We start from the raw sequence: 12,225 nt of genomic DNA on the forward strand, positions 1-12,225 counted from the left end.
GTTTGGGATGTTCGGAGGCCCTTTCGCTTTTGCCCGCCCGGGCGCCCTCCTCGCATTCCTCCCCCCGGTTTGCGAGACTACGACTCGCCTTCCCGTGTTTCTACGTGGCACCGCCAGTCGACCCGAAGTTCCTCTCCTTCAGAATGAACCGCCACCGCGTTGAGCTGAGGAACGACCGCCGTAGCCGCCTCAAGGGCGGCCGGAGGCATCGCGGTTGCCACGCCGAGGACAGACGCCCCGGCCCGCCGGGCCGCTTCGACGCCCGCGGGGGCGTCTTCGAGGACAACGCATCGCCCGGGATCAAGGCCTAGCTGCTCGGCGGCCCGCCGGTAGGGCTCGGGGTCCGGCTTGCCCCGGTCCACGTCATCGGCCGTCACCAGCACCTTCGGCTCTGGCAGTCCAACCTGTGCCAGGCGTGAGGTGGCCGTACTATGGCGCCCACTGGTGGCAATGGCCCATTGGTCCTCGGGAAGACGCCGGAGGAGCGCCTGCGCCCCGTCGAAGGCGCTCAGCTCCTCCGTGTCGGTGGCCATCTCGGTCCCCAGCCGCTCGACCTCCGTCTCAGGATCGAGGTGCGGCGCCACTTCCTCGATGACCTCAATCGCCGGGCGCCCCGTGTGGACGGCCTCAACCTCCTCGAACGGGATGTCTCGATCCTCCGCCCAGCGCCTCCACCGCCCCTGAACGACCGCTTCGGAGTCGACGAGCACACCGTCGAGGTCGAAGAGAATTGCATCGCACGAGAGGGCCATGGGAGCAGGAGGCAGGTGGGAGCAGTACGGATGAGAGGTACGACCGCAAACAACAGCGGATTGGCATTTAAACCCCATCTGCAGGACCGGGTTCAGTCTTGCCTGTTCCAAACGGGCTTTTGAGGAGCGCGCTTCACGAGTACTTTTTCTTGTCCTCTCTCGGCCTCCGTCGTTCCCAGTTCGCCCCCGTCCACATTCATTTCACCTGTGTGCGATCCACGACACTCCGCCGTCTCGGATTTGCTTTCGTCGGCCAGGAGCCACTTCATGCAACCGTCACTGTTTTCTTTTTAACGGGGCCGGTGCCTTTGGCCTCGTGGCGTTCCCTCCCTCCTTCCCTCTCCTCTCGCCTCCCGTTCCGTGCTGCTCCCAATGCGCTCTTTGTCCTCTGCTCGCGGCCCGATGCTCTTCGCCGCGTTTCTGCTCACCGGCCTCCTCGTTGGCTGTGCCGGCTCTCAGTCCACAACGTCCTCCTCCCCGGACAGCCCCGACCAGGCCCAGTCCGCCAACGCGAGTGAGAACGGCGAAAACGGCCTCAAGCCCTTCGGAGAGGTCATTCCCGACACCGCCCGAACCGACCCGGGCCTGCTCACGATCCACCGCTTCGACGGGAAGCTGTACGTCGAGCTCCCGGACTCGCTGATCGGTGAGGAACTGCTGATGGTCTCGCGGGCCGCCCAGACGCCCGACGGCTTCGGGTACGGGGGCGAGAAGACCAACACGCAGGTGCTGCGCTGGCAGCGCCGGGGCGACCAGCTGTACCTCCGGGTGGTGAGCCACGAGAACATGGCCAAGGAGGACGACCCGGTCTACCAGGCCGTTCAGAACTCCAACCTGGAGCCAATCATCCAGTCCTTCTCCATTGAGGCCCTCAACAAGGACTCGACCGGCGTCGTCGCGGAGGTGACCGACCTCTTCACGTCCGACGTGCCCTCGCTGGGCGTCCCGAGCGGGGCACGCGAGGAGTATCGGGTGCGCCGGCTCGACGGAGACCGGACCTACATCAAGGACGCCGAGAGCTTTCCGGAGAATACGGACGTCGAGACCGTTCTGACGTACCAGGCCGAGAACCCGCCGTCCAGCGCCTCGACGCAAACCCTGACGGTGGAAATGAACCACTCGATGGTGCTGCTGCCGGAGGAGCCGATGCAGCCGCGCCTCTGCGACGACCGGGTGGGCTACTTTAGCGTCGAGCGCACCAACTACAGCTCCGACGAGCAAAGGGCCACCGAGGAGTGCTTCATCACACGGTGGCAGCTCGAGCCGACGGACCCGGAGGCGTACGCCCGCGGGGAGCTCGTGGAGCCCGAGGAGCCGATCGTGTACTACATCGACCCGGCCACCCCGGAGAAGTGGCGCCCCTACCTCAAGCAGGGCGTGGAGGCCTGGCAGTCCGCCTTCCGCGAGGCCGGCTTCAAGAACGCCATCCTCGCCAAGGATCCCCCCAGCGCGGAAGAGGACTCGACGTTCGACCCGGACGACATTCGCTACTCCACGATCCGCTACTTTGCCTCGGAGGTCCAGAACGCCTACGGCCCGCACGTCCACGACCCCCGCTCCGGCCAAATTCTGGAGAGCGACATCGGCTGGTACCACAACGTGATGAACCTGCTGCGCAACTGGTACTTCGTGCAGACGGCGGCCGTCAACCCGGAGGCGCGCCAGCCCGTGTTCTCGACGGAGGTGATGGGCAAGCTTGTGCGCTTCGTCGCCGCCCACGAAGTCGGACACACGCTGGGCCTGCCGCACAACATGGGCTCCAGCAACGCCGTCCCGGTCGACTCCCTCCGGTCGCCCGCCTACACGGAGGACCACGGCACGGCCCCCTCCATCATGGACTACGCCCGGTTCAACTACGTGGCCCAGCCCGGCGACGGTGTGGACAACTTCCTCCCGAAGATCGGCGTCTACGACAAGTGGTCCGTGCAGTGGGGCTACACCCAGCGCCCAACCGGCTCGCCGGAGGCACAGGCCCAAACCCTCGACGAGATGATCCGGGAGCACACCGACGACCCGCGGTACTTCTTCGGGGCGTCCGGCTCGATCGACCCCCGCTCGCAGTCTGAGGACCTCGGGCGAGACGCCGTGGAGGCCAGTCGGCTCGGCGTCGCGAACTTGAAGCGGATCCTTCCCAACCTCATCGAGTGGACGAGCGAGGACGGTCAGGACTACGCCACCTTGGAGGAGCTGTACGGCGCGGTGGTGAACCAGTGGCGGCGCTACATGGGCCACGTGACCCAACACCTCGGCGGCGTGCATGAGACGCCGAAGACATCCGACCAGGAGGGCCCGGTGTACGAGCCCGTCTCAGCCACGGACCAGGAACGAGCGGTCGACTTTCTCCTCGACCGGGCATTCGAAACGCCCACGTGGATGGTGGAGGCCGACGTGCTGCGTCGCATCGAACACGCCGGGGCACTGGAGCGCGTGCGGGGAGCACAGGTGAGCGTCCTAGAGGGCGTGCTCGACCCGGAGCGCATGGCCCGCATGCTGGAAGCGGAAGCGATGAGCGAGGACGACGTCTACGGCGTGGGCGACCTGTTCGGGGACCTGCGGGGCGGCGTCTGGGCCGAGCTGGACTCGGGCACGGCCATCGACCCGTACCGGCGCAACCTGCAGCGCGGCTACCTGGAGCGGCTGGGCCACCTCATGACGGCGGAGGTGGAGGCGCCCCCGCCCGAATTCCGGCAGTACATCGACTACACGCCGGTCAACGTGAGCCAGTCGGACATCCGGCCGTACGTCCGGGCGGAGCTCAAGACGCTGCGCGAGGACGTCCAGCAGGGCCTCCGTCGCACGACCGACGACCGAACCCGGATGCACCTCCAGGATGTCCTCGCCCGCATCGACAAGACCCTGGACACTGACTCGGAGGCGTAGATGCGGCCGGTCTTGAGGGCGGGCCCGCTTCTCCGTGTCGCTTCTTCGTGTGGGAACCGGGCCCGCCGCCGACCGGACGGTTGACGGCTAGCGCCCCCCTCCAGCCCCCGACGTAACCTCGTCCCGCTTCTTGCGGAGACTCTTCATCAGGGAATCGAAGCCCCGCGTCCGAACGACCGTCTGAAACGAGCGGGCGTAGCCCTCCACGGTGCTCACCCCGTCGATGATGATGTCTTCGGCCCGCCACTCATCCTCGCGGCGCTCTAGCACGTACTCGACGGGCGTGGTGCGCCCCTCATACCTCGTTTGGGTGCGCACGAAGGCACTGTCGCGCTGTACGTCAATCTGGTCGTAGGTGACCGCAGAATTGTACACCCCGAGGTCGCTCATGGACTGCGCGCGCACTACCTCGCGGAAGACGGAGACGAACTCCCCTCGCTGGTCCGTGCTCAGGTCCGCCCAGTGCGGCCCGAGGGCGCGCTGGCTCATCACCCGAAAGTCGATCACGCCGTTGACCAGCTCCTTCAACTGGGCACGCTGCTCGGCGCTGTAGTCGTCCGTCTCGCCGAGAATGGACTTGATGTGCTGGTCTCGGTTTTCCAGCATTTGCCGGATCTCGGCTGCTGTGGCGCTTTCTCCCTGCCCGAACGCGGTCGACCCCCCTCCGCTCAGAAGCAGAAGTGCGGCAAGCATGGCGGAGAGGAATGGGCGAAGACAAGTCATGGGCGTAGCGTCGATAATGAGCAGAGCTGTTCGTCGGGGGCCGGCGTGTGTTCGGGCCGCGGGGCCAATCAGGTGCGTTTCCGGGGCGGCACCGCGCGTCCCGTGTGTCAATCCGGGCCCGGCTATTCTTGGCCATCCACGGCATCAAGAAGCGTACCGCTCCGGGCGCGGTCCGCAAGCGTCCCGGTGGCGCGCAGAAGGTCGAGCACGGCACCGTTGTACTGCCGCACCGCCCGGAGGTACTGTGCCCGCGCCTCCAAATCCGCCCGTACGGCCTTGATTAGGTCCTCCGTGTCGCCGAGGTCAAGGTCGAAGTTGACCTGCTCGGTCCGGAGCCACTCGCCGGCAATCGTGGTGGAGCGGTCGCGAGACTCGACGGCGGCCTGCGCCGTAAGGAGCGAGCGGTAGGCCTCTTCCACCTCGAAGCGCACGAGCTGCTCGGCCGCGGTGCGCTGGTACTGCACCGCGTTGAGCTCGGCCTTCGCCTGCTCGACCTGCGCACGCGTCTGGCCGAAGTTGAGGTTCTGCTGGACGCCGATGCCGGTGCGTGTGCCCGTGCCCATAAATGAGTCGCCGATGAAGGCATTGTCGGGGTTGGGACGCTCCGGCAGCGTGACGCTCTGCGAGAGGGTGGCCCGCAGTCCCACCTTGGGGTAGTACTCGGACCGGGCCACGTCCACAAGTGCGCGGCGCGCCTTCACGCCCGCCTCGGCCTGCTGCACCTCCGGGCGGTTCTGCAGGGCGCGCTGCGTGTAGTGGTCGAGCGAATCGGGATGGATGGCGAACGAAAGGGGCCGCAACTCGTCGGCCTTCGGCTGCACCCGCACCCGGTCCGACAGAAACAACTGGCGCCGCAGGGCCGAGCGGGCCGTCTTCCGATTCTGCTCAACCTCGACGGCGCGGCGCCTCGTCTCCTCCTCGGTCAGGCGTGTCTGAAAGAGATCCGACTGGCTCACCCCCTCATCGCCCTCGTCGAGCAAGCGGTTGATCTCTCGCTTGGCCCGGTCGATGACCTCTTGGGTCCGGTCGGCGAGCCGGTCGAGGGCCTTCGTGAGCAGCAATCCATAGTACGTTTCGCCCGCCCGGACGGCCACCTCCAGGGCTTTCTGCTCCACGCGGGCCGCCTCCACGTCCACCCCGCGCCGCGCCGCGCTGATGGAGCCGGACAGCTCGCCCCACGTCCAAAGGGGCTGCTGCACCGCAATCTCAAACCGGCTGAACGGGCGAAGCGCCCGGGGCGACCAGTCGTTGGTGACCCCCGGCTGTAGGTACAGCTCGTCTCCCGCGATCCCATCGGGCACATTGTCCAGTCCCGGTGCGAGTGAGTGTGCCGTGTTTATGGACACGTCGGTCAGAAACCGGTTCGCCTGTGCTTCCTCGCTTCGGGCCGTCGCGAACTGCTTCTGGGCCCGGCGCTGATCAACCTCCGGGCTTTCTTCGAGGGCACGGAGGATCGTCTCCGTGAGGTCGACCTGCACGGTGTCCATGGGGACAGGGGCTCCGGGCTGAGCAGCGGCCAGTCCGGCCCCGAGCAGGACCGCAGTGAGGACGACGGCCCCAAGCAGACGAACGAGGGAAGGTGCAGTCATTCTGGAGAGACCAGGCTTGCAAGCGGGAGAGCACCGAGCATGTAGACGACATCTTCCACGCCACCAGGGCCGCCCGCCACCAACGGAAGGCAACGGGCCCTCGCCCCCGGCACACGCTGGAGCATCCGGCGTAAGGGGTAGAAACCCGCCACTCCCCCTGATTATTGCCCACGATCCCCCATGTCTGCCGACGGCCCCCGTTCCCTCGGAGACGTTCTTGAGGACGTCATCGACGAGCTTGGCGTTCAGGAGGAGGTCGACGAGGCCCGTGTCGTCGAGACGTGGGCACACCTTGCGGGCGACAAGATCAATAGCGTGACCGAGTCGGCCTGGATGAAGGACTCGACGCTGTACGTGAAGATCACCTCGGCCGCCTGGCGCCAGGAGTTGCACATGAACCGGCGCAAGTGGCGCGAGCGTCTCAACGGGGCGCTCGAGGCGGAGCTGGTCGACGAGATCGTGTTCCGGTAAATCGTCTTCCGGTAACGGCGTGGGGGGCGTGGCCGCTACTCGTCGTAGGCGCGCAGGGCCAGGGATGTGTTGTGCCCGCCGAACCCGAAGGCATTGGACAGGGCTACGTTCACGGGCCGCTCTTCCGCTTCGTTAAACGTGTAGTCCAGGTCACACGCCGGGTCGGCCTCCTCAAAGTTAATCGTCGGCGGCACCACGTCGTGTCGGAGCGCCTGGATGGTCGCGATGGCCTCGATGGCCCCCGCGGCACCGAGGAGATGCCCCGTCATGCTTTTCGTGGAGGACACGTTCAGGTCGTACGCGTGGTCGTCGAACACCTTCTTGAGGGCCTGCGTCTCGGCCTCGTCGCCGAGGGGGGTCGACGTGCCGTGGGCATTGATGTAGTCGACATCGGTTGGGGCAAGGCCGGCGTTGTCGAGGGCGCGGTTGAGCGCGAGGCACACACCGCCGCCCTCCGGGTCGGGCGCCGTCAGGTGATGGGCGTCGGCGGACATGCCGATGCCTTCGATCTCCGCGTAGATGTGGGCCCCACGGGCCCTGGCCCGCTCCAGGGTCTCGATGAAGAGCGCACCGGCCCCTTCCCCCATCACGAAGCCATCCCGATGGGCCTCGAACGGGCGCGAGGCCCGCGCCGGGTCGTCGTTGCGCGTCGAGAGGGCCCGCATGCTCGCAAAGCCCGCGATGCCGAGCCGCGTCACGCAGGCATCGGTTCCGCCACAGAGGGCGGCGTCCATGTCCCCCTCCTGAATCATGCGACAGGCGTCGCCGATGTTGTGGTTGCCCGTGGCACAGGCCGACACCATCGCATGGTTCGGCCCCCGAAAGCCGTGCGCCATCGCGATCTGGCCGGCCGCGATGTCGGGGATGAGGGTCGGGATGAAGAAGGGCGACGTGCGCTTCTCACCCCCCTCGATGAACTCTTCGGCTTGGTCCCGGAAGGTCTTGATGCCCCCAATGCCGGTGCCGTAGACGACCCCGATGCGGTCTTTTTCGTCCTGGGCCATCGCCTCGGGATCGAGGCCAGCATCTTTCACTGCCTGATCGGCCGTGACGAGGGCGTACTGGCTGAACGGATCGACGCGCCGGGCCTGCTTGGCAGGGAGGTGGTCTTCCGGATCAAAGCCGTCGAGCTCACAGGCAAAGGTCACCCGGAGGCCTTCCGGGTCGAAGGACTCGATTGTGGCGGCGCCACTGGTCCCCGCCACGAGCCCGTCCCAGTACTCATCCACCGAAAGCCCAAGGGGGGTAAGCGCCCCCATGCCAGTAACGACGACGCGACGTGACGTGCCTGCCATGCTTTGTGTAGGTGTGGCTGCCCAAGGATATAGAGTACGCGGCCCACGCCCGGTTCGGCCCAGTGCCCTCACATACAAACGCCCGGCGAGTCGTCCAGCCCTGTTGGGCCGGCACCCGCCGGAACGCAGGAGCGGAAGAACTACGCCTTCTCTTCAAGGTATCCTACGGCATCACCGACCGTCGCAATCTCCTCGGCCTCCTCGTCCGGGATGGTGAGGTCAAACTCTTTCTCAAATTCCATGATGAGCTCGACGGTGTCGAGCGAGTCCGCGCCCAGGTCGTTCGTAAAAGAAGCGTCCGACGCCACGTCGGCTTCGTCGACGCCCAGTTTGTCGACAACAATCGACTTGACCGTCTCTTCGATGTCGCTGGCCATGATTGGCAGTGTCGTTGGTGAGAAGTAGGCAAGTGAGTGAACGGGTGGCCCGCCGCCCCAAGAGAACGCATACCTTCACTGAGAAGGCGCAAGCCCCAGTTGAAACTGGGCTTGCTGGGGCAGGAGATATTCAGCCACGCTAAACTACAATGGGGCCCGTGGAGAAGCAACGTTTGATGCAAGCTTCGCACTCGTACGGTCCCTCTGTGGGCTGCACTGGAGGATCTTCACGATCCGACGTTGGCAATTATCCCTTCAGGACCTAATGTTATCGGTCAGTTTTCGAAACTTTCCTTCGACCTCTGCTTTGGGCGTAGTCGTTTGCTCCTCCCTCGGAGCGGAGCCGTTTTCCAGGCGGTGCATTTTTCTCACGGACCGATTGTTGTTCATGGCTTACCTCTTCACCTCCGAGTCGGTCTCGGAGGGCCACCCCGATAAGATCGCCGATCAGATTTCGGACGCCATCCTCGATGCGCACCTGGCCGAAGACCGGAGCAGCCGGGTGGCCGTCGAGACGCTCGTCACGTCCGGGCTCGTCGTGCTCAGCGGCGAGATCACGTCTCAGGCCCACGTGGAGCCGCGGGAGATTGCCCGAGACGTCATTCGAGACATCGGATACACCGACCCCCAGATTCGATTCGACGCCGACTCTTGTGGGGTCATCAGCAGCCTCCACGAACAGAGCGGCGACATCAGCCAGGGGGTGGACGGCGGCGACGAGCAGGGCGCCGGGGATCAGGGCCTTATGTTCGGCTACGCGTGCCGGGAGACCGAAGAGTTGATGCCCATGCCCATCACGTTCTCACACCGGCTCGTGCAGGAGCTTGCCCACATCCGCAAGGAGACGGACAAGATGCCCTACCTGCGGCCCGACTCGAAAAGCCAGGTGACCATCGAGTACGAGGAAGACCGCATGACCCCGCGACGGGTGCACACCGTTGTCGTCTCCACGCAGCACGACGAAGGGGTATCCCAGAAAAAGATTCGGAAGGACGTGCGCGACATCCTGCTCCCCCGCGCTCTTCCCACCGGCCTTCTGGACGACGACCTGATCCTCCACGTCAACCCGACGGGCCGATTCGTTACCGGGGGGCCGCATGGGGACACGGGCCTCACGGGCCGCAAGATCATCGTGGACACCTACGGCGGCAAGGGCGCACACGGCGGCGGGGCCTTTAGCGGAAAGGACCCGTCGAAGGTGGACCGGAGCGCTACCTACGCGGCCCGCCACGTCGCCAAGAACCTCGTCGCGGCGGAGCTCTGCGACGAGGCCGAGGTGCAGATTGCCTACGCCATCGGCGTGGCCGAGCCCGTGTCGATCGACGTGTCGACGAACGGCACCGGCGTCCTGCCCGACCCCGAGTTGTGCGAGATCGTCCGGAAGCACTTCGACCTGTCCCCCTCGTCCATCATCGACCGGCTCAACCTCCTGAAGCCCCGCTACCAGGAGACCGCCGCGTATGGGCACTTCGGACGCCCCCCGTTCCCCTGGGAGGAGCTCACGCACGTGGAGGCCCTGAAGCGAGACGCCCCCAAGGTCACCCCGTAGCCAAACTCGGTGCCATTCTGCGTCGTGCCCCCACGCCCTCGTCGCCCACTCGGCGGCGAGGGCATTTCTTGTTTCGTGTGGCCGTCCCTGGCGCAAGACACTTACCTTTGTGTGCCCCTCACTTTTTTGCCTGTCCCCCCTCCCGGGTGTCCTCGCTCACTGCCCGCATTGCACCGACCTCTCTTGCGCCGAGTGGACGATCGATGTCGCCCCCGGCACTCACTTGGTCATAGCAACAGCCCCCCCCTGAGACGTCGCTCGTTTCTGACACTCATTGTTCTCTCCACTTTCGGACTTCTGTTCGCTGTGGGATGCGGTTCGACCGGGTCAGTAACGGACGCGGGAGACGGCACGGGGTCGCCGATCATGAGCAGCCCCTCGACGAACCCATCATTGAGTGCGTTTTTCGCAATGCAAAATGTCCCCGACGACATTGGGACGGCCCTGGTGACCAGCGATGAGATTTCGGTTGTGCCCGTCGAGGACGCCAGTGATGGAGACGCCACCGAGGTCGGGGGCTCCGTGCTTCGCAGCGAGAACTTTGAGGTGGGCCTCGACGGCCTCCGGGCCGACCTTGATCCGGCGACCGCAGGCGGCACTCTCTCCGCGTCAGTGCTGTAGAACCTCTTTCAGGGCTCCCTTCCCGACGGGGCGCGGCCCCGCAGAAAACCCAATCGGCACCTGGGAGCGCCCCTCAAATGGGAGGAGACTACTCCTCGGGCGCCGTCTCAAAGATCCGGACCGCCGCGTTGCCGTCCGGATCAACGTAGGCCCGGAACATGCCCCCGGTACTGAAGGGCGTGGCGATGGCCCCGTTTCGATCAAGTGCAATGACGCCCCCCACCCCGCCGAGCGCCTCAATCTCGTCGATCGTGCGCTGCGCCGCCGTGAATGACCAGTGCCGTCTCGGAGGACGGTCCCCCCTGGCCCCGTGCCGTAACGGGCATCACACACGCCCAACCAAAAAGCACCGCCGCAAGGAAAAACGCACTGTGAATTCGCACCGGCAGATCACACATGGGGGTGAATGAGGGATGTGGGGATTGGAAGATTTGTAAGACACAATCACAATGAGTGGACCAGCGCGGAGAATCACCACTCGATATCTGCCGTTTTGCCCGACGAATCGTCGGACCTGCCCCGTTGACCCCGACTTGCTTCTGCCGTTATGACGAAAGTTGCATTTCCTTCATACAATATTAGGGGCTGCTTCCCAAAAAGCCACTGCCTGGACCGCATTTTGCCGCACAATAATGTCCCAACGCCTCACGTTGGGGAACACGCGGCTATGTGCCTGATTTGTGGCATTTTACGCTTGCGACTTGGCAGAATTTTTCCCACACTGTTTTCTGCAGACGTCGTTTCTTGACGTTCGGCATTCCCGCACACAGAACACACCCCCACATACATGGCGAAGGACAAGGCAGAAGTCGTCACCAAAAAAACCGCCTCGAAGGACAAGAACGCGTTCAATCAGCATGAGGCCCTCCAGGAAATGAGCGACGAGGACCTCATGTCGCAATTCCAGGCTGGCACCGTGGAGGCGTTCAACATCCTCGTGGAACGGTACTCCGACCGCCTGATGCAGTATCTCTATCGCTTTTTGGGCGACAAAAAGCGGTGCGAGGACCTTCTGCAGGAGACGTTTCTGCGCGTTCATCGGAATCGTCACTCCTACCGGCGCATTGCCAAGTTCTCGACGTGGCTCTACACCATTGCCGGGAACCTTGCCCGCTCCGAGTACCGGAAGCGAAAGCGGCGGCGCATGCAGTCGATCCAGTCCGTCAACCGCGACAACGAGGAGTACGAGATGGAAATTCCGGACGAGTCCTTCTCGCCGGACAAGCACGCGGAAAGCACCATCCAGGACCACTACATCCAGGAGGCCATGAACGAAATTCCACCGGCCTTCCGCGAGGTCGTGGTGCTGCGCGACATCCAGCAGCTCGCGTACGACGAGATTGCAGAGATCACGGGGCTGCCCATGGGAACCGTCAAGAGCCGCATCAACCGCGGGCGGACGAAGCTGCAGGCACTGCTCCAGGACGTGTACCCGTTCCAGGAAGAAGAGTAGGTCCGTCTCAAATCCGACGCCCCACGAGACTGCCTTGTCGTACACACTGAACAACGCTGCGCCGGATTCCTGCGGGGATCCGGCGTTTTTGTGAAGGGATCTCGTCGTTGTTCTTCCGCTCGGTCCGTTGTCCGATGGCCTCTTCCCAGCCGCGCCGGCTTCAGGTGGACACGAACGCCCAAACCCTCACGGTGGACTGGGCGAACGGACACACGTCGGTGTTTCCCCTCCCTCGGCTTCGGGCCGCCTGCCCCTGCGCCGAGTGCCAGGGCGATGCGATCGACGAAATCGACCCGCCCGCCCCCGACGCGGAGCCGGCCGACGCCGACCCGCAATGGACGAATCTCGACATCGAGCCCGCCGGGAGCGTCGGCATCCGCATCACGTGGGACGACGGGCACAACGCGGGCATCTTCCGATGGGATCGGCTCTGGGGCCTGCAGCCTCCGGAGGCGTAGCCACACGTTTTTTGCTGGAGCCCCACTATCCAGTGAACTGTGCGATCAGCACGAACA

At 64.9% G+C, this 12,225-nt stretch carries 11 protein-coding genes and 1 pseudogene; 6 read left to right on the plus strand and 6 right to left on the minus strand.

Annotated elements, in window-relative coordinates:
* Nucleotides 1–77: 77 nt before the first annotated feature.
* Entirely contained in the window at nt 78–752 is a 675-nt protein-coding gene (locus B7R93_RS10700) for an HAD family hydrolase (RefSeq protein ID WP_103020766.1), read from the minus strand.
* Between the two features lie 372 nt (nt 753–1,124).
* Here B7R93_RS10700 and B7R93_RS10705 point away from each other — a divergent pair, with 372 nt between their 5' ends.
* Entirely contained in the window at nt 1,125–3,632 is a 2,508-nt protein-coding gene (locus B7R93_RS10705) for a zinc-dependent metalloprotease (RefSeq protein ID WP_103020767.1), read from the plus strand.
* A gap of 87 nt (nt 3,633–3,719) precedes the next feature.
* Here the strand turns inward: B7R93_RS10705 and B7R93_RS10710 are convergent, their stop codons facing one another.
* Together B7R93_RS10710 and B7R93_RS10715 are read right to left on the minus strand one after the other, a co-directional pair.
* On the minus strand, nt 3,720–4,325 hold the full coding sequence (locus B7R93_RS10710) for an MlaC/ttg2D family ABC transporter substrate-binding protein (RefSeq protein ID WP_232798329.1): 606 nt from the start codon (nt 4,323–4,325) through the stop codon (nt 3,720–3,722).
* A gap of 152 nt (nt 4,326–4,477) precedes the next feature.
* The gene (locus B7R93_RS10715) at nt 4,478–5,944 is read right to left on the minus strand and encodes a TolC family protein (protein ID WP_232798330.1); all 1,467 of its coding nucleotides are present in this window, start codon (nt 5,942–5,944) and stop codon (nt 4,478–4,480) included.
* A 180-nt stretch (nt 5,945–6,124) separates the two neighbouring features.
* On the opposite strand from B7R93_RS10715, the gene B7R93_RS10720 reads away from it, so the two are divergent.
* Nucleotides 6,125–6,415: a DciA family protein gene (locus B7R93_RS10720; RefSeq protein WP_103020768.1), complete on the plus strand. Its 291-nt coding sequence runs from the start codon at nt 6,125–6,127 to the stop codon at nt 6,413–6,415.
* 35 nt (nt 6,416–6,450) lie between these two features.
* Here the strand turns inward: B7R93_RS10720 and fabF are convergent, their stop codons facing one another.
* The gene (gene fabF / locus B7R93_RS10725) at nt 6,451–7,710 is read right to left on the minus strand and encodes a beta-ketoacyl-ACP synthase II (protein WP_103020769.1); all 1,260 of its coding nucleotides are present in this window, start codon (nt 7,708–7,710) and stop codon (nt 6,451–6,453) included.
* A 140-nt stretch (nt 7,711–7,850) separates the two neighbouring features.
* Nucleotides 7,851–8,087 carry an acyl carrier protein gene (locus B7R93_RS10730; protein WP_103020770.1) on the minus strand — a complete coding sequence of 79 codons (237 nt, stop codon included), beginning with the start codon at nt 8,085–8,087 and terminating at the stop codon, nt 7,851–7,853.
* A gap of 388 nt (nt 8,088–8,475) precedes the next feature.
* Between B7R93_RS10730 and metK the strand changes: the two genes are divergently transcribed.
* Together metK and B7R93_RS10740 are read left to right on the plus strand one after the other, a co-directional pair.
* Entirely contained in the window at nt 8,476–9,636 is a 1,161-nt protein-coding gene (metK, locus tag B7R93_RS10735) for a methionine adenosyltransferase (RefSeq protein WP_103020771.1), read from the plus strand.
* A gap of 366 nt (nt 9,637–10,002) precedes the next feature.
* Entirely contained in the window at nt 10,003–10,257 is a 255-nt protein-coding gene (locus tag B7R93_RS10740) for a hypothetical protein (RefSeq protein WP_157942273.1), read from the plus strand.
* 88 nt (nt 10,258–10,345) lie between these two features.
* Here B7R93_RS10740 and B7R93_RS10745 read toward each other — a convergent pair.
* Nucleotides 10,346–10,513, minus strand: a pseudogene (locus B7R93_RS10745) (isoaspartyl peptidase/L-asparaginase); the annotation flags it as partial.
* 531 nt (nt 10,514–11,044) lie between these two features.
* On the opposite strand from B7R93_RS10745, the gene B7R93_RS10750 reads away from it, so the two are divergent.
* Nucleotides 11,045–11,710, plus strand: coding sequence for an RNA polymerase sigma factor (locus tag B7R93_RS10750; RefSeq protein WP_013062898.1), 666 nt, complete (start codon nt 11,045–11,047; stop codon nt 11,708–11,710).
* 134 nt (nt 11,711–11,844) lie between these two features.
* Entirely contained in the window at nt 11,845–12,168 is a 324-nt protein-coding gene (locus B7R93_RS10755) for a DUF971 domain-containing protein (RefSeq protein WP_103020773.1), read from the plus strand.
* The last annotated feature ends 57 nt before the right edge of the window (nt 12,169–12,225 follow it).

The organism is Salinibacter altiplanensis (assembly GCF_002894645.1).
Classification (GTDB): Bacteria; Bacteroidota; Rhodothermia; order Rhodothermales; family Salinibacteraceae; genus Salinibacter; species Salinibacter altiplanensis.

What these genes read in the sequence shown, in the direction of transcription:
- B7R93_RS10700 (WP_103020766.1), bottom strand. Translation starts at nt 752, where the DNA reads ATGGCCCTCTCGTGCGATGCAATTCTCTTCGACCTCGACGGTGTGCTC.
- B7R93_RS10705 (WP_103020767.1), top strand. Translation starts at nt 1,125, where the DNA reads ATGCGCTCTTTGTCCTCTGCTCGCGGCCCGATGCTCTTCGCCGCGTTT.
- B7R93_RS10710 (WP_232798329.1), bottom strand. Translation starts at nt 4,325, where the DNA reads ATGCTTGCCGCACTTCTGCTTCTGAGCGGAGGGGGGTCGACCGCGTTC.
- B7R93_RS10715 (WP_232798330.1), bottom strand. Translation starts at nt 5,944, where the DNA reads ATGACTGCACCTTCCCTCGTTCGTCTGCTTGGGGCCGTCGTCCTCACT.
- B7R93_RS10720 (WP_103020768.1), top strand. Translation starts at nt 6,125, where the DNA reads ATGTCTGCCGACGGCCCCCGTTCCCTCGGAGACGTTCTTGAGGACGTC.
- fabF (WP_103020769.1), bottom strand. Translation starts at nt 7,710, where the DNA reads ATGGCAGGCACGTCACGTCGCGTCGTCGTTACTGGCATGGGGGCGCTT.
- B7R93_RS10730 (WP_103020770.1), bottom strand. Translation starts at nt 8,087, where the DNA reads ATGGCCAGCGACATCGAAGAGACGGTCAAGTCGATTGTTGTCGACAAA.
- metK (WP_103020771.1), top strand. Translation starts at nt 8,476, where the DNA reads ATGGCTTACCTCTTCACCTCCGAGTCGGTCTCGGAGGGCCACCCCGAT.
- B7R93_RS10740 (WP_157942273.1), top strand. Translation starts at nt 10,003, where the DNA reads ATGAGCAGCCCCTCGACGAACCCATCATTGAGTGCGTTTTTCGCAATG.
- B7R93_RS10750 (WP_013062898.1), top strand. Translation starts at nt 11,045, where the DNA reads ATGGCGAAGGACAAGGCAGAAGTCGTCACCAAAAAAACCGCCTCGAAG.
- B7R93_RS10755 (WP_103020773.1), top strand. Translation starts at nt 11,845, where the DNA reads ATGGCCTCTTCCCAGCCGCGCCGGCTTCAGGTGGACACGAACGCCCAA.